Source organism: Actinomycetota bacterium, from assembly GCA_030650795.1.
In the GTDB taxonomy this organism is placed as follows: Bacteria; Actinomycetota; Actinomycetes; order S36-B12; family S36-B12; genus UBA11398.
In genome coordinates this window covers 335618-357798 of the sequence record JAUSDJ010000017.1, presented here as the reverse complement: position 1 = coordinate 357798, position 22181 = coordinate 335618, and the positions used below count along the sequence as shown (strand labels likewise).

At 59.2% G+C, this 22181-nt stretch carries 21 protein-coding genes; 12 read left to right on the top strand and 9 right to left on the bottom strand.

What is annotated here, in order from left to right:
- Window positions 1-4 precede the first annotated feature (4 nt).
- The 5 genes from Q7L55_05530 (at window position 5) to Q7L55_05510 (ending at window position 3667) form a co-directional block, all read left to right on the top strand.
- A complete protein-coding gene (locus tag Q7L55_05530; GenBank protein MDO8732020.1) occupies window positions 5-550 on the top strand; it encodes a glutathione peroxidase in 546 nt (181 codons plus the stop codon).
- 150 nt (window positions 551-700) lie between these two features.
- A complete protein-coding gene (locus tag Q7L55_05525; protein ID MDO8732019.1) occupies window positions 701-1624 on the top strand; it encodes an alpha/beta hydrolase in 924 nt (307 codons plus the stop codon).
- A 103-nt stretch (window positions 1625-1727) separates the two neighbouring features.
- The gene (locus Q7L55_05520) at window positions 1728-2306 is read left to right on the top strand and encodes a PaaI family thioesterase (GenBank protein ID MDO8732018.1); all 579 of its coding nucleotides are present in this window, start codon (window positions 1728-1730) and stop codon (window positions 2304-2306) included.
- Between the two features lie 122 nt (window positions 2307-2428).
- Window positions 2429-2974 carry a glutathione peroxidase gene (locus tag Q7L55_05515; GenBank protein MDO8732017.1) on the top strand — a complete coding sequence of 182 codons (546 nt, stop codon included), beginning with the start codon at window positions 2429-2431 and terminating at the stop codon, window positions 2972-2974.
- 69 nt (window positions 2975-3043) lie between these two features.
- On the top strand, window positions 3044-3667 hold the full coding sequence (locus Q7L55_05510) for a hypothetical protein (GenBank protein MDO8732016.1): 624 nt from the start codon (window positions 3044-3046) through the stop codon (window positions 3665-3667).
- 36 nt (window positions 3668-3703) lie between these two features.
- Here Q7L55_05510 and Q7L55_05505 read toward each other — a convergent pair whose 3' ends face one another.
- Window positions 3704-5365 carry an MDR family MFS transporter gene (locus Q7L55_05505; GenBank protein ID MDO8732015.1) on the bottom strand — a complete coding sequence of 554 codons (1662 nt, stop codon included), beginning with the start codon at window positions 5363-5365 and terminating at the stop codon, window positions 3704-3706.
- Between the two features lie 148 nt (window positions 5366-5513).
- Between Q7L55_05505 and ilvA the strand changes: the two genes are divergently transcribed.
- Window positions 5514-6791: a threonine ammonia-lyase IlvA gene (ilvA, locus tag Q7L55_05500; GenBank protein MDO8732014.1), complete on the top strand. Its 1278-nt coding sequence runs from the start codon at window positions 5514-5516 to the stop codon at window positions 6789-6791.
- Window positions 6792-6919: 128 nt separating this feature from the next.
- Here the strand turns inward: ilvA and Q7L55_05495 are convergent, their stop codons facing one another.
- From Q7L55_05495 to Q7L55_05485, 3 genes are read right to left on the bottom strand one after another with little or no spacing between them, the layout of a single operon-like run.
- Window positions 6920-7159 carry a class I SAM-dependent methyltransferase gene (locus Q7L55_05495; protein ID MDO8732013.1) on the bottom strand — a complete coding sequence of 80 codons (240 nt, stop codon included), beginning with the start codon at window positions 7157-7159 and terminating at the stop codon, window positions 6920-6922.
- A complete protein-coding gene (locus Q7L55_05490; protein ID MDO8732012.1) occupies window positions 7150-7518 on the bottom strand; it encodes a hypothetical protein in 369 nt (122 codons plus the stop codon). The genes Q7L55_05495 and Q7L55_05490 overlap by 10 nt, the downstream gene beginning before the upstream one ends.
- A gap of 24 nt (window positions 7519-7542) precedes the next feature.
- Complete coding sequence (locus Q7L55_05485) at window positions 7543-8295, bottom strand: dienelactone hydrolase family protein (protein MDO8732011.1); 753 nt, start codon at window positions 8293-8295, stop codon at window positions 7543-7545.
- A gap of 95 nt (window positions 8296-8390) precedes the next feature.
- Between Q7L55_05485 and Q7L55_05480 the strand changes: the two genes are divergently transcribed.
- On the top strand, window positions 8391-9185 hold the full coding sequence (locus Q7L55_05480) for a methyltransferase domain-containing protein (GenBank protein MDO8732010.1): 795 nt from the start codon (window positions 8391-8393) through the stop codon (window positions 9183-9185).
- Window positions 9186-9195: 10 nt separating this feature from the next.
- On the opposite strand, the gene Q7L55_05475 is transcribed toward Q7L55_05480, so the two are convergent.
- The 3 genes from Q7L55_05475 to Q7L55_05465 form a co-directional block, all read right to left on the bottom strand.
- Window positions 9196-9810, bottom strand: a complete 615-nt coding sequence (locus tag Q7L55_05475) for a DNA-3-methyladenine glycosylase I (GenBank protein MDO8732009.1) — start codon at window positions 9808-9810, stop codon at window positions 9196-9198.
- Window positions 9807-10328, bottom strand: coding sequence for a methylated-DNA--[protein]-cysteine S-methyltransferase (locus Q7L55_05470; protein ID MDO8732008.1), 522 nt, complete (start codon window positions 10326-10328; stop codon window positions 9807-9809). Before Q7L55_05470 ends, Q7L55_05475 begins: the two co-directional genes overlap by 4 nt.
- Before the next feature lie 104 nt (window positions 10329-10432).
- Entirely contained in the window at window positions 10433-11863 is a 1431-nt protein-coding gene (locus tag Q7L55_05465; protein MDO8732007.1) for an aminotransferase class V-fold PLP-dependent enzyme, read from the bottom strand.
- Window positions 11864-11920: 57 nt separating this feature from the next.
- Here Q7L55_05465 and gabT point away from each other — a divergent pair, with 57 nt between their 5' ends.
- A complete protein-coding gene (gene gabT, locus Q7L55_05460) occupies window positions 11921-13261 on the top strand; it encodes a 4-aminobutyrate--2-oxoglutarate transaminase (protein MDO8732006.1) in 1341 nt (446 codons plus the stop codon).
- A gap of 3 nt (window positions 13262-13264) precedes the next feature.
- On the opposite strand, the gene Q7L55_05455 is transcribed toward gabT, so the two are convergent.
- Window positions 13265-14281: an FUSC family protein gene (locus tag Q7L55_05455; GenBank protein MDO8732005.1), complete on the bottom strand. Its 1017-nt coding sequence runs from the start codon at window positions 14279-14281 to the stop codon at window positions 13265-13267.
- 66 nt (window positions 14282-14347) lie between these two features.
- Here Q7L55_05455 and leuS point away from each other — a divergent pair, with 66 nt between their 5' ends.
- On the top strand, window positions 14348-16846 hold the full coding sequence (leuS, locus tag Q7L55_05450) for a leucine--tRNA ligase (GenBank protein ID MDO8732004.1): 2499 nt from the start codon (window positions 14348-14350) through the stop codon (window positions 16844-16846).
- Between the two features lie 10 nt (window positions 16847-16856).
- On the opposite strand, the gene Q7L55_05445 is transcribed toward leuS, so the two are convergent.
- Entirely contained in the window at window positions 16857-17927 is a 1071-nt protein-coding gene (locus Q7L55_05445; GenBank protein MDO8732003.1) for a CoA transferase, read from the bottom strand.
- Between the two features lie 176 nt (window positions 17928-18103).
- Here Q7L55_05445 and Q7L55_05440 point away from each other — a divergent pair, with 176 nt between their 5' ends.
- From Q7L55_05440 to holA, 3 genes are read left to right on the top strand one after another with little or no spacing between them, the layout of a single operon-like run.
- Window positions 18104-18790 (top strand): ComEA family DNA-binding protein, encoded by a 687-nt coding sequence (locus tag Q7L55_05440; GenBank protein MDO8732002.1) that lies wholly within the window; start codon window positions 18104-18106, stop codon window positions 18788-18790.
- Window positions 18787-21144, top strand: coding sequence for a DNA internalization-related competence protein ComEC/Rec2 (locus Q7L55_05435; GenBank protein ID MDO8732001.1), 2358 nt, complete (start codon window positions 18787-18789; stop codon window positions 21142-21144). Before Q7L55_05440 ends, Q7L55_05435 begins: the two co-directional genes overlap by 4 nt.
- 22 nt (window positions 21145-21166) lie before the next feature.
- Window positions 21167-22174: a DNA polymerase III subunit delta gene (holA, locus tag Q7L55_05430; protein MDO8732000.1), complete on the top strand. Its 1008-nt coding sequence runs from the start codon at window positions 21167-21169 to the stop codon at window positions 22172-22174.
- Window positions 22175-22181: the final 7 nt, after the last annotated feature.

Here is a 22181-nt window from a genome sequence, read left to right as displayed (position 1 = left end):
TGCAATGTCAGCACTGCAGGAGATCCCAGTTGAATCAATCAACGCGGAGCCGAGTTCACTAGGCGAATACGCAGGTTCGGTGCTGCTAGTCGTCAACGTCGCTTCGAAATGCGGAAACACGCCGCAATACGAAGGTCTGGAAGCGCTCTACGGAAACTTCAAGGACCAAGGCCTGGTCGTGCTCGGCTTCCCTGCCAACAACTTCGGCGGCCAGGAACCAAGAGACAACGCCGAGATAGTTGAATTCTGCAGCACCACCTATTCCGTCACCTTTCCCTTGTTTTCCAAGATCAGCATCGTGGGAGAAGACACGCACCCGCTCTATGCAGAACTGATCGCGCAAGCTCCAGTAACTGAAGGTGACAAGCCGGAGCACCGCGCCTTGCTCCGCCAGCACGGCGTAACGACCACAGAGGATCCTGAGGTGCTTTGGAATTTCGAGAAGTTTCTTGTCTCACGCGACGGAAAGGTTGTCGGGCGCTTCGCTCCTCACGTCACGCCGGACGATGCGTCGATCCTTGCGGCAATCGAGCGCGAACTCTCGAAATAGCACTGCTGCATCGCGGCAGCAGAAAGACTGGGCATTAACCCTTAGCAATCTGCCGCGGGGTTGGTGATGCTGTGGCACGCTGCGCGTATCGACTGGCCCCGGTGATGAGGCATCTTTGCGTGCCTCCTAAACGAATGTTGGAGGCAGGGCATGGCTGCACACGTCGCATACGACGAGTTTGGGATGTTCCAGGAGAACGCCGAGGAGTTCGGGATCGCATTCCGTGCGCCGATAGTGCGACGCGAATCCGTGGTGATGCCTGACGGCCGCGTGATGAGTTCCTTGGTCTGGGGGACTGGCGATCCCGAGATCGTGCTGCTGCACGGCGGCGGCCAGAACGCCCATACCTGGGACACGGTCGCATTGGCGCTCGATCGGCCGCTACTTGCCATCGACCTGCCTGGCCACGGGCACTCCGATGCCGGCCGTCCGGGGCTTGTTGTCACTCAAGGCAATGCAGAGGATGTCGCACACGTCATCCGTGCACTCGCTCCAAACGCGCGCGGTGTCGTTGGTATGTCGATGGGCGGGCTGACCACCTTGGCGCTTTCATTGCATGCACCTGACCTCGTGCGGTCCGCGATCCTTGTCGATGTGACGCCTGGCGTCACTCGCGATCAGGCTTCGCAGATCATCGGCTTCTTGAGCGGACCGGTGACTTTCGCTGACTTCGACGAGATCCTGGCTCGAACGGTCCAATTCAATCCGACGCGTACCGAACGCTCGCTGCGGCGTGGGATCCTCCACAACGCTGAGCAGTTGGACGACGGCAGCTGGGTCTGGCGCCATCAGCGCCACCGGCTCGATGGCGATGTCGATGAGCAGCCCCTATCTGGCGGCAACCTTGACGAACTCGGATTTGGAGACTTGTGGGATGCCGTCGCTCAGGTCAAGGGGCCGATTTGCCTCGCAAGAGGGATGCGGGATCAGTCCGTGGTCAGCGACGAGGACGAAGCTGAGATGCTGCGCCGCAATCCTGCGACGAAGGTGACCCACTTCGAAGAGTCTGGCCATAGCCTCCAAGGAGACGAGCCGGTGAAACTTGCCCGACTCATAGATGACTTCATGCCTTGAGGTACGTGTTCCTTTACGCAAGTCACCCAGATCACCGACTGATGGAATCCGGTTAATCGTTGTCCCGGCAATTGCTTCCATGAGTCATGGAGGGCGCTCGAACTTGGAACTCGAATCGATGGAATCCGACGACAACGATTCGGCACTTGCAAGCATGGGCAAGGCTCTTCGCGCGCTACAGGATGCGGCGACCGCCACGAGCGCTCCCATGTCGGTAGCGGTTGAAGTTTCGCAAGCCATTGAGGACGCCACCAGCATGCTGCAAGCCTTTGTGGCCAACCCGGCGCTTGTCGGGACGGACTTTCCCACGTACGTCCGTGCTCGTGCGGCTCACACCCTCATGCCGCAGATGACCGTGGTGGCTCGAACGCCAGAGTCAGTTGAGTTCTCTGTTCTCTTTGGAATCTTCTATCGCAATCCCTTTGGACAGGTGCATGGGGGAGCGATCGCCATGGTGTTTGACACCGCCATTGCTCGCCTAGGGCTTGGCGGCACGAAGCGGTTTCTCACCGCGAACTTGAGCGTTGACTACCGTGGATCAGCTCCGGTTGATGTCGAACTCATGGTGAAGATTCGACTTGCCCGAATTGATGGCAGAAAGCGCTTCATCGAAGGCGAACTCATGAATGGCGATGAGCTCTTAGCTGAAGTGCGCGCACTGTTCATTGAGGCTCGGAATTGAGCGCCAACTCCGCCTATTTGCCTTGGGGGCATCTCTGATGACCGAGCAGATTCCCTAAAACGACACGGATCTTCGGATCGGGTAATATATTGTGCACAATCTACTTTGCCAGGAGGCTTTCGGTGTCAACACTTCAAGAGATCCCAGTCGACTCGATCACCGAGGAGGCGACTTCACTGGGCGACTACGCAGGATCAGTGCTGCTCGTCGTCAACGTTGCCTCGAAGTGCGGGCTCACCCCGCAGTATGAGGGCCTTGAGGCGCTCTACCGACAGTTCAAGGACGAAGGCCTTGTTGTGATGGGCTTCCCCGCGAACAACTTCCGCGAGCAAGAGCCAGGCGACAACGCTGAGATCGCCGAGTTCTGCAGCCTGACCTACGACGTCACCTTTCCGCTGTTCTCCAAAATCAGCATCGTGGGAGAAGACAAGCACCCGCTCTACGCGAAATTGATCGAACAGGCGCCACCAATTACTGGTGACACCGAGTCACACCGCACCCGACTGCGCGAATACGGCATCACACCAACTGAAGACCCTGATGTCACCTGGAACTTTGAGAAGTTTCTCGTGTCACGTGACGGTCAGGTTGTCGGGCGCTTCGCACCCTCCATTAAGCCTGGCGATTCGGAAATCGTAGAGGCAATTCAGGCCGAGCTCTCGAAGTAGGCCAGTTGAACGAGCCAGGCAGGTGGCGTCGAAAAGCCAAGATCGGCTTCGCAGATCTAGAGTGTGCGCATGTCGAGTCCCGCAGGCGTCTGCAAGCGATGCCCAGCCATTGCTGCTGTCGGGATCGTTGCTGTTCTTGCCTTGGCGGCTTGCTCGAGCACCACCCCGTCAACGACCTCTGCTTCAGACTCAGCCAGCTCCCAAGCGTCCACGGATTCGGCTTCGGCATTCACACTCGCCGACCGAGTGGCTGTTCGCGGGGAACGCGTTCAGGTGCCCGACACTTGGAAGCTCTACACCATTGACGGTGGGGGATCGGGTTCAGGCAACGTCTGGATTAATCCTCTTGACCGGCACCAATGGATAGAGGTGACAGATGGAGTTGAGGCGGGTGCTTGGTGTGGCCTGGACGGTGTTGATGGCTCCATTGATCCCAAACAGATGCTTCCCGCTGGTGCAACCATCAACCGGCTCAGCCAGAGCCTGTTTGAGTTCGAGTATCTGGGTCGCGACTACGCATCCTTCGAGAGCGGCGGGATTGAGCCGATCGCGCCGGCTACCGTCAAAGGAATCTGGATGGGCTCTCCAACGTGTTTGAGCTACGAACAGCTGAGTTATGCCTTGCCTGGGGTCAATCAAGATGTCATCGACGGGATTGTCCACGACTTTGAAAGACAGAATTCCTTGGAGTAGAGGTCGCTTTCCGAACACTGCGACTGTCCTCGCGAGTCAGACCACGCGCTCGTCCTCACTGTCGAAGTCGGAGATGAGAAGCTGGCCTTCAGCCAAGGATTCTGCCGGAGCCTCATGCACGATCTCGGTTGCCAGCGGATTCTCTCTGACAAAGGTCATCAGCACGGCGGCGATCAGCGCTAGCGGAACCATGGCCGCGTAGATGGGTACGAGTGCCTCGTTGTAGGCATGCAGGACAATCTGCCGGATCACTTCGGGCAGGGCGCTGACGATGTCAGGCGTGAAGGACTTCCTGGCATCGGCAGTGTTCGCTGCCGCCGGCAGGCGTTCGGTGAGCAGCATGCCCAAGCGCGCGACAAACAGCGAACCGACGATGGCCGCTCCAAGACTCGAGCCGACCTGCCGGAAGTAGTTGTTCGCTGCGGTTGCTGTTCCGACAAGGCGATGAGGAAGCTCGTTCTGAACGATCAACGTCAGGATCGACATGCTGGAGCCCAGCCCGATGCCCATCAGTGCCATGTATGAGCAGATCTGTGCCAGTGGTGTTGCCAAGGTGACCGTCGACAGCAGCCAGAGTGCAAGTGCGACGAGAAGGGATCCGATGATGGGCATGGCCTTGTAGCGACCGGTCCTGGAGACCAGATTTCCCACGGCAATCGAGCCCAGCAGCAGGAAGCCCATCAGGGGGACCATGAGCAGCCCTGCCTCCGTGGCGGATACTCCCTCGGCCATCTGGAAGTACGTAGGCAGATACCCCATGGCCCCATACATGCATATGCCGGTGAGCAGACCGGTCGTAGTGACGAGCACGAAATTCCGGTTCTTGAACATGGTCATCGGTATCACCGGGTGCTCGGCGCGAGTCTCGATGAATACGAACAAGGTGCCTATCAGCAGCGAGGACGCGGCCATCACGAGGATCTGCGGAGAAAGCCATTCGTAGCTGTGGCCGCCCAAGGTTGCGATGAGGACGATCCCGGTGGTGGCCAAGGCCATGAGGCAGATGCCTGCGACGTCAATCTTGGGGCGTACGGCTGCTTGCTTGTGAGTGGTGGGCATGAGCAGCACCAGAGCGAAGCCAGCGACGATGGCCTGAGGGATCACGATCCAGAAGACCCACCGCCAGCCAGGCCCTTCAGTCAGCCACCCGCCCAGCAGCGGTCCGGCAACCGAAGAGGTGGCGAAGGTCGCTCCCATGATTCCGGAGTACTTTCCGCGTCGCCGCGCAGGGATGAAATCCGCTACTGACGCCTGCGACAAGATGATCAAGCCGCCGCCGCCCAGACCTTGGATCACACGGGCGGTGATGAGCCAGGTCATGGTCGGAGCCAGGGCGCCGATGAGGGATCCGATCGTGAAGATTGGGATTGCTACGAGCAGCATGTTCTTGCGGCCGAAGAGATCTCCTGCCTTGCCATAGATCGGCATGGCCACGGTCGAGGCCAGCATGTATCCGGTGATCACCCACACCATCTGGTTGACGCCGTGCAGTTCGCCGACGATTGTGGGCAATGCCGTTGCGAAGACCATCTGGCTCAACGATGCTAGGAACATCACGATCATCAACGAGGCGAACAGAAGTTTCAGATTTGCAACCGGTGGCCGCTCTGCGGGTGGAACTTCTGAGGTCGCTGCGTCCGCGGCATCGCTGCCCAATGTCGTGCCGTCAGAGTCGCGAACCTGCTTGTCTGTTGACATCTAAGCGCACCAAGGAACGATTCTCTCGACGTTCATGAACCATCAGATTAGCCACAAATGGCCGGATTGGGCGGTGAATTCGCGCGCCGGGCAAAGAGGGCGATTTGGCTTCCATCGAGCGCCGCATCGAAGTGCGCATACTTGGACAGTGACTCAACAACGTGGAAGTGACGCTCACCTTCCGATCAACGCTGATGCGATCGATGAAGCTGCGCGTCGCTTAGTCGGTGTTGTGACCACCACTCCTCTCGAACACAATGCGCGCCTGTCGGATGCCACCGGCGCCGAGGTATGGCTCAAGCGTGAGGATCTTCAAACGGTGCGCTCCTACAAGGTGCGTGGCGCATACAACTTGATCGCCCAACTGGATGAGCACGCGCGTGCCGCAGGCGTGGTCGCCGCGAGCGCTGGCAATCATGCGCAAGGCGTTGCGTACGCCTGCTTCGCACTTGGTGTACGGGGTCGGGTGTATCTGCCGCGAACGACGCCCCGACAGAAGCAGGATCGGATTGCAGCGCTGGGCGGCAGCATGATCGAGATCATCATCGGTGGCGACAACTATGACGAAGCAGCTGGCTCGGCGGCCGCTGATGCCATCGCAACCGGAGCGACAATCGTGCCCGCGTTCGACGATGCGCGGACCATTGTTGGGCAGGGAACCGTGATCCGCGAGGCAGTTGAAGAGCTTGGTTCGGCTCCGGATGTAGTTGTGGTTCCCGTTGGCGGAGGTGGACTGCTCGCTGGTTCCATCGCATGGCTTACAGAGCGGTGCCCGAACACTCGAATCATCGGAGTCGAGCCTGCGGGAGCGGCAAGCCTTGCCGCTGCTATCGCGGCCAGGCAACCCGTCACCTTGAGCGAGATCGACACCTTCATCGACGGCGCTGCTGTGCGCCGCGTCGGGGACGTCACCTTCCCGATCATTGCGGCCTCGAAAGTGCAGCTCGTGGCAGCGCCAGAGGGTCGAGTGTGCAGCGAGATGCTCGCGCTCTACCAGACTGACGGGATCATCGCCGAGCCTGCGGGCGCGCTGGCAAGCGCGGCCCTGGGCATGTCGGTAGTCGACATCCCGAAATCGGCGAAGGTGATCTGCGTGCTCTCAGGCGGAAACAATGACGTCAGTCGATACGCCGAGATCGTCGAGCGGGCTTTGATCTTCGAAGAGCGAAAGCACTACTTCCTCGTCGACTTTCCGCAGGAGCCCGGCGCTCTTCGCCGATTCCTGGATGAAGTGCTGGGCCCGAATGAGGACATCACCCTGTTCGAATACGTCAAGCGCAGCAACCGTGAAACCGGGCCTGCATTGGTCGGCATCGAACTCTCGAGCGCAAGCGACTTGCCAGGTCTGCTCGCGCGAATGGAGGCTGCCCCTCCCCGCATCGAGAAGATAGATGCGGCCAGCCCGCTCTTCCGCTTCCTGCTCTGACTTTCAGCGAAAGTCGGCTCGCACATCCTGAGCCAGATGTAGCCGGGCCGCGGTGCGACGGGCACGCTCGTGCTTGGCGGAGTATCGGAGTATCGGCAGATCGGCGGCCGAGGTCGAACTTGTGAAAATCAGATCCTTGCCGATCGAACCGACCAAGGCGGGAACCAATGAGCGGATGTCTTGATGCCTTGGCCGACTTCCGGGCGCTCCCAGTCATCGAAAACTATGGTGCGCTGCGGTGCGAGATAGGGCAGCCAGCTGTGGACGTCTTCTTCCACAGCTTCTGTTGAATGCCAGCCATCAATGAAGAGCAATCCGATGGCTGGACCGTCGTAGATCGCAGCGGCATCCACCGACTTCATATGCATGGGTGCACGCGATCTCGAACCCCGGCGCTGTCGATGTTCGCGAGAAAGCCCTCGTAAGTATCGATCGACAAGCCTTGCTCCACTTCGCTGACGTCGCCGGTATGTGGATCCACGGCATGTACTCTTGACCCGTGCGTTCCCAGCGCCAGCGCCACGGCGGATCGACCGAGATAGCTGCCGATCTCTACTACGGCCAAATCTGGGCTGACCGATCCACTCAGGCTCCATAGCAGGAACGCTTCGGCTTCGGTCAACCATCCTTGGACTGGGTTGATGTGTTCATCGAACGCGTTCTGGAACTCGATGGGACGTTTGGGCTCAGGGAGGAACGCCTCCAAGATCTGGACTCTTGAGATCATGAGTGCATTGTCCAGTCGTGGGCTTCAGCCTGCGTTCAGGGCCAGTCTGTCCGTCAGTTCGAGGATTCGATCCCACGCATCAGCACCTGCTTCGGCCCAATCATCAAAGGCGCGATCGAAGAATGAATGTGGTGCGCCGTCGTAGACCACAGTGATCACTTCAGCGCCACCTGAGCGCATCACCTCTGCGAGTGCCAGTTGGTCGGCAACAGGAGTGAAATCCTCGCCGGCAAGGAACATGTAGGTGAGCTTCTTGGCATGTTTCGCAGAGCGTCCGACGAAGTCGGGACGACCGTAGAAGCCAACGACCGCTTCCAGGTCGAGCTCGCTTGAGGACTGCCGCCAAGCTTGCCCGCCGCCGAAACAGAAGCCAACACTGATGATCGGCAGATCCTGCCCGTGAGCAGCACGCATGAAATCAATGGCGGCCTGAGTGTCGAGATTCACCCCAGCTGGTGTTGCGGCGTTGACGTGGGGTTGCCAGTCGAAGTCCTCTGCGCGCCATCCGTCCTCGGCAAGTCCGGCAGTTCGTCCGAAGTAGTCGATCGCAACTGAAGTGAGTCCAGCCTCGGCGAAGCGCTCCGCGAGTGATCCGTAGTAGGGATGAAGCCCACGGACGTCAGGCAGAACGACGACGCCGACCTTTGGTGAGGCAGCAGAGGCGTAGAACGCGGAGAACTCGTTGCCGTCACTGCTCGTGAGTGTGAACTTTCGTGAGTCGGCGATTGTTTCGGATCTCGGGGAGGCCGGCGGCCGGCTGCTGTCGTCATGGCACATGCTCGGATCGTACGGCTGATTGCACGTGTCTGAGCGGAGCTTTCCATTTCGGCTCAAGAGCAGACACGCCTGCAGCCACCAGCCAGACTATTTCCGTGGCTGAATCGTCCCGCGTGCAATGGGATCCGCAGATTTATGAACGATTCGACAGAGAGCGGACTCAGCCCTTCTTCGATCTCATCTCGCGGGTATCGGCAGCCTCGCCGGCTCGAGTTGTTGATCTTGGTTGCGGCACTGGCTCTACGACTGCAATTCTTGCGCAGCGTTGGCCAGATGCTGAGGTACTCGGGATTGATTCCTCGACGGAGATGCTGGAGAAGGCCACGTCCATGCCGGATCTGCCGGCCAATCTGCATTTCGAGCAGATGGACATAGCCGCGTGGATGCCTACGCCTGGTGTTGATGTCGTCGTGACAAACGCGGCAATGCAGTGGATTCCCGAAAGTGTGGAACTCATGCCCCACTGGTTTGCGGCCATGGATGAAGGCGCGTGGTTCGCCATGCAGGTGCCGCATAGCGCGCAACTTCCCTGGCACGTATTACTCAATCGACTGGTGCGATCGGATCGTTGGCGAGAGCAACTCGGCGACGAGATTCGCGCAGGTGGGCAGGTGGCTGCTCTGGCGGACTATCTGGAGTTGATGCTGGCCTCTGGATTGGAAGCGCAGGCATGGGAGACCGAGTACCTGCATGTGCTCAGCGGCGCCGAACCTGTGCTGGACTGGGTTCGCGGCACCACTCTGCGGCCGGTGATTGCGAAACTTGGTACTGAGGATTCTGAGATTTTCGAGCAGCAGTATTCAGCTCTGTTGCGAGAGGCATACCCGCGATCTGCTCATGGCACCAACTACCCGTTCAAGCGCATCTTTGCCGTGGGTCAGAAGCGGTAACGACGTCGATTCAGTTGGCCCAGAGGCCTGAAGTACCTCTCCGGTGACTGTCGATCAGATGCGTGTCGATCATGCCGATGGATTCCATCATCGCGAACATCGTGGTGGGACCGACAAAGGTAAAACCCTTCGTCTTCAATGCCTTGGACAGAGCAATCGAATCGGCTGATTGCGTCGGGATCTCGTCGATGGTTCGTGGAGATGGAGTTGATGCTGGCCGGAAGGACCAGATGAAATCAGCAAGCCCACCCTCTTCCCGCATGTGAATTGTCGCTCGCGCATTTGTGATGGCGGCATTGATTTTGGCGCGATTGCGGATGATGCCAGGGTCCGCCATCAGCCGCTCTCGGTCCGCATCAGTGAACTCAGCAACCACGTCAGGATTGAAGTCCTTGAAGGCAATGCGAAAAGTGGGACGCTTTCGAAGAATCGTGTCCCACGAGAGTCCGGCTTGAAAACCTTCAAGCATCACGCGCTCATACATACCGCGCTCGTCTGTAACTGGCATGCCCCACTCGGTGTCGTAGTAGTGGCGGCGCAGCGGATCGCTTGCAGCCCACACTGGCCGACGCAGTCCGTCCTCGCACACGATCGTCCCGTTGGCCGAAACCACTGCCTCCATCATGCGGCCTGTTCCAATGCCAGCAGTGTGCGCTTGGCTTCGAGGCCACCGGCGTAGCCGCCGAGGGATCCGTCTGAGCGCAAGACTCGGTGGCAGGGCAGCACAATTGGCAGTGGATTTGTGGCGCATGCACTGCCGACGGCCCGTGAAGCCCTGGGCTTGCCCACGGACTCAGCGACTTCCTTATAGCTCGCGGTCTTGCCGTAGTCGATCTCAGCGAGGTGAAGTTGCACAAGTTGGCGGAAACCCTGGGTGAGCGAGAGATCCAAGGCGAGGTCGAATTGCTTCCTTGCGCCAGCGAAGTACTCACCCAGTTCGCGCTCAACAATCTGCAGGCGGTCTGGTGCAAGCATGATGCGCGAACCGATTTTACTTGCCAGCTCTTCGAGCACTTGATCGAAGCCCTCATTGGCGAAGGCGATCTTCATCAATCCTGAGTCAGTTGAAACGAGCATGAGTTCGCCGATGGGCGAATCCATAAATGCATACGCAGAGTCGAGCAGGCCTTCACTAGTCGTCATGTTGTCCGCCTCCTTGAGGCTTTCGTGATCTTAACTCGCAGAGCTTTGACACCATCGAAGGAGGCCTTGCGAGCCGCCGCGTCTGTGCAGCCGATGATCGCTGCTTAGCGAACTACGCGATAGGTAGCAAGACTCGGGTCCGTGGCGTATGCAATGCGCACGCCTGCGGCTCGCGAAGCAGTGAGTCCCTCAATGATTGCCGCAGTGAGAACCTCGCCTGGTGCCACCACAGCCACACCTGGGGGATAGGGAGCGATCAAGTCCGCTGAAATGCGGCCCTCGGCCTGTGCACGCGTAACCGTGGTGGTCTCGGCAAAGAAGGCATCGCGCAATGAAAGACCAATCTCTGGCACCACCGACCAACTCAATGCGGTCGCACTGTGTCGCGGCACGGATTGCAGATTCTTGAGAATCGGGACGAGTGCCGTGGCCAGAGTGTCGAAATCCTGGGCACAGTCGGCGATGGTTGCCAGGAAGACGACCGTATCTTGATCGGCCATCTCGACACGGATCCCGTACGCAAGCAGAGCGTGCTCGATTGCGATGCCGGTGGTACCAAGCTCATTGGCACGCAAGACGAGTTTCGCCGGATCGAATCGATGGTCGGCGAATTCGCGCGGGTTGGAGAAGATTGGATACGCAATTTCAGCCTGTACTCGCGCCTTGAATCCAGCGATGTTCACGAGCAGTTCGTCGATCAGTTCCTCGCCTCGAGTTTCTAGCAATGCACGGCAGCCATCGATTGAGGCCAGGGGTGCGCCGGCTGGTGAAGTCGTGTGCGTCATCTCGAAGCCATGCTCGAGCCGGTCAGCATTCAGGTATGTCGTGCGCGCTACGAGAAGAGCGGACGCGCTGTAACCCGGCATCGCCTTGTGCATGCTGGTGATCAGCGCATCAGCGCCAAGCTGCATCGCATGGCTGGGCAACATGGGGTGAAATCCGAAATGCGCACCCCAGGCTGCATCGACGATGACAGGGATGTGCTGATTGTGGGCGAGTTCGATGAGCGCTGAAAGATCAGACATCGTGCCGAGATAGCCAGGTTCTGTGAGCAGCACCGCGATTGGTTTGTGTTCGAGAGCTGCTTGCAGGGTCTCTATGGCAATGCCAGTCGGCACGCCAGAGCTGTGTCCAGTCTCTGGTGACATCCAAATCGGCTCCAGCCCCGCGAGCACAAGAGCGCTCAGTACGGATCGATGGGCCGTGCGTGTCACAGCCACTCGATCGCCAGGCTTCCCAAGGGCGAATATGGAAGCTTGGTTGGCATGCGTTGATCCGCCAGTTGAAAACCGTGCGAAGTCCCCGCCCCACAACTGCGCAGCGAGTGCCTCGGCCTGCTGCAGAACATGTCCGGTGAGCTTGACTTCATCAAGGCCGCCGGAGAGGGGAATATCGACATCAACGACTTGCCCTAAGCCTGCGTCCAGGCGTGCTGCTTGCTGCTTGTGGCCAGGGATCGTGAATGGAGTGCGCTTCGCCTCGAAGTACGAAAGGTAGGCGTCCAGCAGAGGAGCGCTATCGCGCAGTTGGCTCACTCGACGAGCCTAACTTGCCTTGGCGAGCACTCTCGGGTGAAGGCTTACTATTTGCGCATGACGGTTGAGACCACCCTCGTGCAAGAACGTCGCTTGGTCACGGCGATCCCTGGGCCAAAATCACTCGAGGCTCTGAAACGTCGAACTGCTGCGACTTCCGCGGGACTTGGCATTGCTATTCCTGTTGTGATCGCGCGTGCTCACGATGCAATCCTCCAAGATCTCGATGGCAACTGCATCATCGATCTGGGCTCTGGCATTGGCGTGACCAATGTCGGTAACTCAGCCTCGCGGGTAGTTGATCGAGTGATCGATCAGGTGCAGTCCTTCACGCACACCTGCTTCACCGTTGCTCCGTACCTTGGTTACATCGAGGTGTGCGAGGTACTCAATCGCATTACGCCCGGCGACAACCCCAAGAAGAGCTTGCTGGTGAACTCAGGTGCCGAGGCCGTTGAGAATGCCGTGAAGATCGCCCGGAACTTCACCAAGCGTCCGGCAATCGTTGTCTTCGAGCATGCCTTCCACGGACGCACGAATCTGACGATGGCGCTGACCGCTAAGAACGTTCCGTACAAGGAGGGCTTTGGCCCCTTCGCCAACGAGATCTACCGGATGCCGATGCCGTACCCCTTCCGTTGGCTTGGCGATCCATCGACGATCACTACAGACGCACTTGATCTGATTACTCAGAAGATTGAGAAGGAAATCGGCGCCCAGAACGTTGCGGCCATTCTGATTGAGCCGATCCAGGGCGAAGGCGGATTCATCGTTCCGCCCAAGGGATTTCTGCCGGGACTTGCCGAGTATGCAGCGCAGAACGGCATCGTGTTCATCGCCGATGAAGTGCAATCGGGCTTTGCCCGCACGGGTGATTTCTTCGCCTGCGAAGACGAGGACGTGGTGCCAGATCTGATCGTGATGGCCAAGGGCATAGCAGGCGGTTTGCCACTGGCTGCCGTTACCGGGCGTGCCGACATCATGGATTCGGTGCATGTCAGCGGGCTTGGCGGAACTTTTGGCGGCAATCCGATTGCATGTGCTGCGGCACTTGGCACCATTGAGACGATTGAGGAAGAACATCTCGTGGCTCGGGCTATTGAGATCGGTGCGATCCTCGAAGGCTTTCTGCTCGCTCTTGCTGACCGCTACCCAATCATCGGAGAAGTTCGCGGACGCGGAGCGATGCAAGCCATCGAGCTCGTCTACGCCGGAAGCAAGCAGCCAAATGCTGATGCCGTTTCTGCCATCGTTCAGTACTGCCAAAGTCAGGGAGTGCTACTGCTCACTGCTGGCACCTTGAACAACGTCATTCGGTTCTTGCCTCCGCTGGTGATCACGGATGCGCTGCTACTGGACGCACTCAGCGTGCTTGAAGAAGCTTTCGCAAGGCTCTGAACTTCAGACCTTTGCAGTCTTGAGTGGCCACAGATAGAGCGAGGCCCAGGCCATGGCGCCTGCTACGAGCGTTGCACCCATGCGCAACAACACAGTTTCACCACTCGGCTGCCCGCTGAGGATGAGCAAGGCGACGATCAAGGCAGTGACTCCAACAACAGCGATGGCGTAGTTCGCATTCATGTAGGCAACACATAACCCTGCTGCGAACAGACAGATGAGTGAGATCCACTGTCCATGCGCGTGCACGATTTCAACGAGAAATGCGATCAGGAGCAAGCCGATGAGAGTGCCCACGATGCGTTGCAGAATGCGGGTTGTCGTTCCTTCATAGTCGGGCTTAGTCACCCAGGCAACAGTCATTGGCAGCCAGTACTGATCAGGCAGACTGCCGATGTTCGAGATCATCGTCGCAACGGTGACTGTCAATGAGAGTCGCAGCGCGTGTCTGGTGAAGCGATCGTTCCAAATGAAATGCGGCCGTATCTGCGGCCACAATGGTGGCAGTCTCTTGACTACGAGCCCCAACTCACGCGGATGGTTGGCGATCCCGACGATGATGGTGACGAGCGCCTGAATGAGTCCGCCTAGACCTACGGCCAATGCATTCTCAACAGCACCGAGCGGGGTGTCGGGAATCCCGAGAAAAACCGTGAAGACGACGAGCGCGAGCAGGCCACCGATTCCAGCACGTGGACCCGCAGTGCCGCTATAGCCCGCGATGAGTGCGACGGCTGCCGTTGCGATGATGCCGAGCCACAGAATGTCGCTCAGCAGTCCGGCGATGCCCACGCTGACCATCTGCCACAAGGTCATCCAAAGCATCGTGCGCCAACGTCGACCGAACTCCTCTCCTGCCTCAGAAAGACCAGACGCAAGAGCGCCAAATGCCAATGGCAGGGCCAGAAATGGATTGCCGATGTGGATGCTGAATGCCACGAGCGAGCCGATGACCAGACCCACACGAATCGCCGCCGGACGATTGACGAAGGCGGCGTCGGTGCCAGGCAGGTGTAACACGGAGGCATTCTTACCGATCGGACGTTCCGGAGCGGGGTCGAATCGCCACAGTAGACTTGCGATCCCATGACTGAGCAGACCACCGCGCCCAATTTCGCATCGGATCAAGTACCCGAACCGGGCGCGTATGACTTCGAATCGATTCAGGATCGATGGCTGCCGATCTGGGATGAGCTCGCGCCGTTCCGTTCCGGTCTTGTTGATGATCCACGACCCAAGAAGTACGTGCTCGACATGTTCCCGTACCCATCGGGCGACCTTCACATGGGACATGCGGAGGCGTATGCGCTCGGCGATGTCGTCGCCCGCTACTGGGTGCAAAAGGGCTTCAATGTCATGCACCCCATTGGTTGGGATGCCTTCGGTCTGCCCGCGGAGAACGCGGCGATCAAGCGCGGTTCAGATCCTGTCGACTGGACCTACGAGAACATCGAGCAACAGAAGATTTCGATGCGGCGGTACGCCTGCTCCTTCGATTGGGACCGGGTATTCAACACTTGCGATCCGGAGTACTACCACTGGAATCAATGGTTCTTCCTGCAGATGTTTGAGCGCGGGCTGGCCTACCGCAAGGACAGCGCAGTCAACTGGTGTCCCAACGACCAGACGGTGCTTGCAAATGAGCAGGTCATCGGCGGATTGTGTGAGCGATGCGATGCCGTCGTCACGAAGAAGAAGCTGACCCAGTGGTACCTGCGCATCACTGATTACGCCGATCGACTTCTCGATGACATGAGCCTGCTCGAAGAAGGTTGGCCAGAGAAGGTGCTGCTAATGCAGCGCAACTGGATCGGCAAGTCGACTGGTGCCGAGGTGGCCTTCGAGATTGAAGGCCGAGCCGAGCCAGTGACCGTCTATACGACTCGTCCTGACACCTTGTTCGGTGCCACATTCTTCGTGGTCGCTGCGGATTCAGATCTGGCAACGGAACTTGCGGCAGGAACTTCAGCGGAGAGTGCTTTTGCTGCCTACCTCGATGAGGTCAAGAAGAGCAGCGAGATGGATCGTCTTGATTCGAGTCGCGCGAAGACCGGTGTCTTCCTGGAGCGCTACGCAATAAATCCGGTCAATGGCGAACGCATTCAGATCTGGGCTTCGGATTACGTTCTGGCCGACTACGGCACTGGCGCGATCATGGCTGTGCCAGCCCACGATCAGCGAGATCTCGATTTTGCCCGCACCTTCAACTTGCCAGTACGCATGGTGGTCGATGCTGGGGAGGACCCGGCGGTCACTGGCATTGCGACCGCCGACGACGGCTTGCATGTGAATTCCGGACCACTCGATGGACTTGGAAAGCAGGAGAGCATCGAGGCAATGATTGCCATCCTTGCCGAGCGTGGAACCGGCAAGGAAGCGGTGAACTATCGCTTGCGCGATTGGCTGATTTCCCGCCAGCGTTATTGGGGAACCCCTATCCCGATCATCCATTGCCCAAACTGTGGCGAGGTTCCAGTTCCGCTTGATCAGCTGCCGGTGAAGTTGCCTTCAGCCGAGGGTCTGGATCTCAAGCCCAAGGGCACTTCGCCGCTGGGTGCAGCAACGCAGTGGTCGCATGTTCCGTGCCCGAAGTGCGGTGAGCCCGCGGTGCGCGACACCGACACGATGGATACCTTCTTCGACTCCTCTTGGTACTTCCTGCGCTTCGTGAATCCGCATAACGGCAGCGCGATGTTTGACGCCGAAGAAGTTCGCAAGTGGCTGCCAGTTGATCAATATGTTGGCGGAGTCACGCATGCGATCTTGCACCTGCTGTACAGCCGTTTCTTCACCAAGGTCTTGCACGACATGGACTTGCTCGATTTCACTGAACCGTTCACACGCTTGCTGAACCAGGGCATGGTCGTGATGGACGGCTCAGCGATGAGCAAGAGTCGCGGCAATCTTGTTCGTCTTTCGGACGAACTCAATGAGCACGGCGTCGATGCCATTCGACTCACCATGGTCTTCGCAGGTCCACCAGAGGATGACGTTGACTGGGCCGATGTATCGCCCGGTGGTTCAAAGAGATTTCTTGCGCGTGCGTGGCGGCTGTCCGGTGACGTGACAAGCGATCCTGGAGTCGACTTCACCACAGGTGATCTTGCGCTTCGCAAGGCCACGCACAAGGCCATCAACGATGCTGCTCACGCTGTTGAGAGTTTCCGTTTCAACGTTGCCATCGCTCGGGCAATGGAGTTGGTCAATGTCACGCGCAAGGCAATCGACAGCGGACCTGGACCAGCAGACCCTGCGGTTCGCGAGGCCGCAGAGGCAGTAGCGGTGATGCTTTCGCTGGTGGCGCCGTACACATCTGAAGACATGTGGATGCGCCTAGGGCATGAGCCCGCAGTCGCACTTGCCGGTTGGCCCACGGTCGATCCGGCACTGCTCGTCGAAGACTCTGTGATCTGCGTTGTGCAAATTGCGGGCAAAGTTCGCGAGCGCCTAGAGGTTTCACCAGACATCACCGAAGAGGCCCTGCGCGAACTCGCGCTCGCCTCTGTTGCCTCAGCTCTGCAGGGGCAGGAACTGCGCACGGTGATTGTCCGAGCTCCCAAGCTCGTCAACATCGTCCCTGCATAAATCGAAGAGATCATGCGAATGGATTGTCGCCCAACTCAGGGGCCAAACCTGGCGGCAGTGCAGGATGCACTCGATACCTGATTGGGTGTCCAAGCGTCAGGTAGCCGTCCGGGCCTATCGTCAAAGTGCCGCGCTCACGGAAGTGTGGATGCTCCAACATCTGCTGCCGGGTCAGCACCGGGGCAATAGGTACAGCTGCGCGGCGCAGTTGATCCAAAAGCTCCTGGCAGTTGCGGCTGGCGATCGCGTCAGCGACATTCGCAGCAAGGGACTGTGCCTGGGAGCTGCGCTCGGCCATGGTCAAGCCGAGGTGCTCGGGAAGGTCCAGGCAGCGACACAGCGCATCCCAGAAATGGTCCTCGCTGTAGACGCCAAGAACAACCCATTGGCCGTCCGCCGTGCAGAAAGTTCCCATCCCTGGGCTGCCGCCTTGGCCGTTCTCGGCTTGCAGGCCCGGGCGTCGCGCATCCACTGCCCCGAGCGGTGCGACCCAAGATGCCAGAACATCAGTCATGGAGACATCAACATGCTCCCCAATGCCCGTCCGTCGTGCGCACAAGACGGCCGCGAGGATCCCGAAGGCAGCCGTCATGCCCGAGCCTTGATCACCGACCAACAAGCCAGGGGAGACTGGCGGCTGTCCTGGGTTCACGGTCATCGCACCGGCGTAGGCCTGATAGTTGTGCTCGTGACCCGTTTCGGCGGCGAGCGGCCCGGTTTGGCCAAAGCCAGAGATCGAGCACAACACAATGGCTGGATTCACTTTCTGGAGCTGCTCGTAGCTCACTCCCAAACGCGCTGCGACTCCTGGCCGGTAGCCCTCGACCACGACGTCGGCGTCCGCAACCATCTCCATCATCCGCGCCCGATCCCGATCCTCTTTGAGATTCAGCACGACGCTGCCCTTGCGGCCGTTGAAATTGATATGCCGATCGAGCACTGCTCTTTCGCGATCACCACCTGGTGGTTCAACCTTGATGACTTCTGCACCGAGGTCGGCCAACAATTGCGTCGCATAGTGACCTGGTTGCCACAAGGACAGATCCAGAACCCGCAAGTCGTCCAGTAGTTGATCGGTCACTTAGCCTCCTTGTCATCGGCGCGGCGACAGAGTCGTCGTCACCCCGATAAGTGCCGGGGTACACAGTCCATCACTGAATGTCGACTGCTGTGCACCAACGACGCAATCGCGTGACTTCGTCCACAGTTACTCCTGTCCTTTGCAGTTGTGGAGCGATCCACTTCTAGATTGCCGATGTGTTTTCGGTTCCTCCCGCGATCCAAGCGCGACTCGAGCGTCTGGCGCAGCAGTGGCTCCCGGAACACGGCCATGAGCCACAGCTGCTTCTTCCACCTGCCCGTACTGAGAGCGCGCGAATCCCGCGTCTGGATGCGCGTTCGTGGCGGGTCTTGGTCACTCTTGGTTCAGTCGCCTTCTTGATTGTTGGCTGGATGTGGTGGCAGGGACGAGCCCAGCCGGTTGTGCCCATTGCGGATCACTTGGTCACCAGTACTGCAACTCCCCTTCCGACCGTGGGTGGGTCAGAAGTCGTGGTGCATGTGGTCGGTGCTGTGCGCAGGCCGGGGCTCGTCCATCTCGCTGTGGGAAGTCGAGTTGCCGAAGCTCTCAAGGCAGCCGGTGGAGCCACCTCAACAAAAGCTGAGGGCTCAGTCAACCTGGCACGCATTCTTGTTGATGGCGAGCAGATTCGCCTCGATGCGTCAGGCGCTGCAGCAGGCGGCGCCTCAGACGGGAAAGTCAGTCTGAATTCAGCCAGCGCTCAGCAGTTCGAAGAACTCCCCGGAGTCGGACCTGTACTCGCCCAGCGAATTCTCGACTATCGAAAAGAGCATGGATCCTTTCGCAGCATTGATGAACTCGATGAGGTGTCCGGAATCGGAACGGCTCTCATGTCGCAACTGCGCGCCCATGTGCAGATGTGAGGCTTTCGCGCATTCTGCTGCCTGCCGTGGCACTGTGGTTGGGGGCGCTTGCGCTCGAACTCCTTGCTAGTTCAGGAGAATTCAACATTCGTGAGTTTTCGCAGTTTGCTCTCGTTCTTTCCGCTGCGGTGCTGCTCCTGGCTGTCATTGTGGCTTGGCGAAGACCCACTTTGCGATCAAGTCCAGTGCTTGCAGTCTTTGCAACTGCCGCAATGGGCACTGCTGCGGCCGCGATTCACTTGCTGCCGATGGTGGCTGAACCACTGAATTCGCTCGCCAGTTCGCATAGCGAGGTCGTCTTGACCGGCATTGTTGAAAGCGAAGGACGCCTCGTTGTCTCTTCGAAAAGTCGACTCTGGCAACTCGAGCCGGAATACCAATTTCTCTTTGCGTCCTCGACCTTGAGTTCAGGGCAGCAGTCGTGGGAAATGGCGCTGCCCTTCCAGGTGGCAAGTGCGCAGACTCCGCCTGCCATCGGGACGCAGGTGCGTCTGCGCGGTCCACTCGCGCCTGGGAAACTGCCTGCAACAGCGGCATTCATCCGCGTTCGTGGTGACATCGCAGTGCTGAGCACTCCCGGATTCGTTGATCAGATTGCAAATGACTTGCGCACAGGTCTTCGTGCTGCGGTAGCTAATCGACCGCCCGATGCAGCAGCTCTTGTAGCGGGCCTGACCATCGGTGCCCAGGGTGAGCAATCGTCCGAATTGACGCAGGCCATGCGCACGGCTGGACTGTCGCATCTCACGGCGGTGTCGGGTGGCAATGTCGCAGTGATCATCGTGCTTGTCTTTGGGCTGGCACGCTGGTGCCGACTGCGTCTAGGCGGTCAAGTCATCTGTTGTCTCCTTGCCTTGGCTTGGTTCGTGGTTCTGGTGCGTCCGCAGCCAAGCGTTTTGCGGGCAGCGGTGATGGGCGCGGTCGTGCTGATCGGCCTGCTCACCGGCGGTCAACGGCGAGGAACTGGGGTGCTGGCAGTCAGCATTGCCCTGCTCATCGCCATTGCCCCGGAGCTTGCGGTCTCCTGGGGTTTCGCGCTTTCAGTAGCCGCAACAGGTGGACTCATTCTGTGGTCGCCGTTGGTATTGCTCTGGTTGCGGAGGCACTTGAGTTCGTGGCCTTTGCCGTTGCTCGAAGGTCTGGGCGTCACGCTGAGCGCGCAACTGGCGACCACCCCGATCATCATTGCGATGGGTAGCACTGTCGGACTTGCCGGAATACCAGCGAATCTGCTTGCGATGCCGGTGGTTCCGGTGATTACGGTGCTTGGTCTCATCACCGCAGCACTCGGAACTCTGCTGCCAGGGATCGCCGTGCTTACCGGCTTGATTGCCTCGTGGTTCGCATCGTGGATCGCAACAGTCGCCTTTGCGATGTCTTCCTCGCCGCTCGCAGTTGTGCCGTGGCCATCGGGAGTCAATGGCGCCTTGCTTGCGATTGCCTTGCTCGGACTGCTGCTTTGCGCTCGATCATTCCTGCTCGCACATTTTCCACATGGAACTCCACTCAAATTGCGTCTTGGGCTTGTTGCATTTGGCTTGACACTTGTTCTGTTGGTGCCTTGGTTGGCAGCGCCTCGCGGCTGGCCGATGTCGGATTGGATCTTTGTCGCATGTGATGTGGGCCAAGGCGATGCACTCGTCATTCGCAGTGGCCCAAGTTCGGCAATGCTGGTGGATGCAGGACTCGATGGAAGAGATGTGGATCAGTGCTTGAGTCGATTGCAGGTGTCGACTCTCGACGTCATTGTGTTGACGCACTTCCACGCTGACCATGTTGGCGGGCTCAGCGACGCGATGCACGGCAGAGCAGTTGGCGCTGTGTTCGCAACCTCGACGAAAGAGCCGGCAGGCGAGGCCGCGCACATTCAGCAGGAACTGGCTGCACGGGGTCTTGAGATGCACACCGTGCGCACGGGCGAGAGGCACCAACTGGCAGAGTTGTCATGGCAAGTGTTGTGGCCGAGTCGCTTCATCGACGCGGGTTCAATTCCCAACAACGCGAGTGTGGTGCTACTGATCGAAGTCGAGGGGCTTCGCATCCTGCTGCCGGGGGATATCGAGCCGGAGGCTCAGTCGGCGTTGATGTCCGAACATCCAGCGATCCAAGCTGACATTGCGAAGATTCCGCATCACGGCAGCCGATTTCAGGAGGCCGGCTTCGCTCAGTGGGCAGGTGGGCGATTGGCCGTTGTCAGCGTGGGTGTGGGAAATGACTATGGGCATCCCTCGGCCTCCACCATTCAGCAATGGCAGCAGGCCGGAGCCGAGGTCTGGCGCACCGATCTCCAAGGTTCGATTGCCGTCTCGCGGCAGTCCGATGGAAGCCTGGGTGTCGTGGCCTTCAAGGCCTAGCCCGTGGGATGCTGACCGCATCATGTCCGACAGTGCTCAAGGCGTCCCGCGGATCACGATCGCCTTCGGAAATGAGCCCCTTCTTGTTGATCGCGTGGTGCGCACCACACTTGGGCAACTGCGCGCGGCTGAAGGTGAACTCCAGACCAGCACGATTGCGGCCAACGGCGAAGATGCCGCCAGCCTGCTCCGCGAGGCCTCGTCGCCAAACTTGTTCGGCGACACGACGGCGGTTGTGGTGACCGGCATTGATCAGGCCACCGACGAGGTCGATGCAGCGCTGCGTGAGTTTGGTCGCGATGCGCCTGATCACGCCTGGCTGATCCTCACTCATCCCGGCGGGGTCAAGGGCAAGAACCTGCTTGATGAGTTGAAGAAGTCCGGTGCCGAGCAGGTCGTCTGCGCTCAACTCAAGGGTCGCGAATTGCGCGCATTTCTCGCCAAGGATGTTGCCTCCTACAAGCGAGTCATGACCGACGATGCATTGAGCGCGCTGATCGACGCTGTGGGTCAGGATCTACAACTCCTGGTCGGAGCCATTTCGCAGCTCGTCGCCGATATTGAAGCCGATCCAATCGGTCGCGATGAAGTCAGTGAATATTTTGCGGGCGTGACGGGAGTCACCGGCTTCGCAGTTGCTGACGCCGTGTGGGAGCGACGTCCAGCTGATGCTCTGCGGGCCTTGCGTTGGGCCATGCGAGATTCCGGAGATCTGTCGGTACCGATGGTGATGGCCATGGCTGCTGGCCTGCGGTCGATCGTGCGGGTGGCAGCTGCTGGTCCGGGAGCTTCTGAGGTTGAGGTTGCCCGTGAGGCAGGTGTTCCGCCATGGAAGGTCAAAGCCCTGCGTCATCAGTGGGCTGCCTGGAGCGGCGATCAACGCAGACTGGCTGCAGCAGCAGTGGCATTGAGTGATGCCGACGGCGCAGCCAAGGGCGGAGTCGGCGAAGGCACCAGTCTTGATCCAGAGCAAAAGATGCTCGCGCTCGAGCGGCTCGTGTTGCTTACTTCCTCTCGCCAACCATCCTGATCATTCC

Excerpts from the sequence above, each read along its gene's own strand:
- Q7L55_05530 (MDO8732020.1), top strand. The coding sequence starts at position 5 with ATGTCAGCACTGCAGGAGATCCCAGTTGAATCAATCAACGCGGAGCCG.
- Q7L55_05525 (MDO8732019.1), top strand. The coding sequence starts at position 701 with ATGGCTGCACACGTCGCATACGACGAGTTTGGGATGTTCCAGGAGAAC.
- Q7L55_05510 (MDO8732016.1), top strand. The coding sequence starts at position 3,044 with ATGTCGAGTCCCGCAGGCGTCTGCAAGCGATGCCCAGCCATTGCTGCT.
- Q7L55_05505 (MDO8732015.1), bottom strand. The coding sequence starts at position 5,365 with ATGTCAACAGACAAGCAGGTTCGCGACTCTGACGGCACGACATTGGGC.
- Q7L55_05495 (MDO8732013.1), bottom strand. The coding sequence starts at position 7,159 with ATGCATATGAAGTCGGTGGATGCCGCTGCGATCTACGACGGTCCAGCC.
- Q7L55_05490 (MDO8732012.1), bottom strand. The coding sequence starts at position 7,518 with ATGATCTCAAGAGTCCAGATCTTGGAGGCGTTCCTCCCTGAGCCCAAA.
- Q7L55_05485 (MDO8732011.1), bottom strand. The coding sequence starts at position 8,295 with ATGTGCCATGACGACAGCAGCCGGCCGCCGGCCTCCCCGAGATCCGAA.
- Q7L55_05475 (MDO8732009.1), bottom strand. The coding sequence starts at position 9,810 with ATGATGGAGGCAGTGGTTTCGGCCAACGGGACGATCGTGTGCGAGGAC.
- Q7L55_05470 (MDO8732008.1), bottom strand. The coding sequence starts at position 10,328 with ATGACGACTAGTGAAGGCCTGCTCGACTCTGCGTATGCATTTATGGAT.
- gabT (MDO8732006.1), top strand. The coding sequence starts at position 11,921 with ATGACGGTTGAGACCACCCTCGTGCAAGAACGTCGCTTGGTCACGGCG.
- leuS (MDO8732004.1), top strand. The coding sequence starts at position 14,348 with ATGACTGAGCAGACCACCGCGCCCAATTTCGCATCGGATCAAGTACCC.
- holA (MDO8732000.1), top strand. The coding sequence starts at position 21,167 with ATGTCCGACAGTGCTCAAGGCGTCCCGCGGATCACGATCGCCTTCGGA.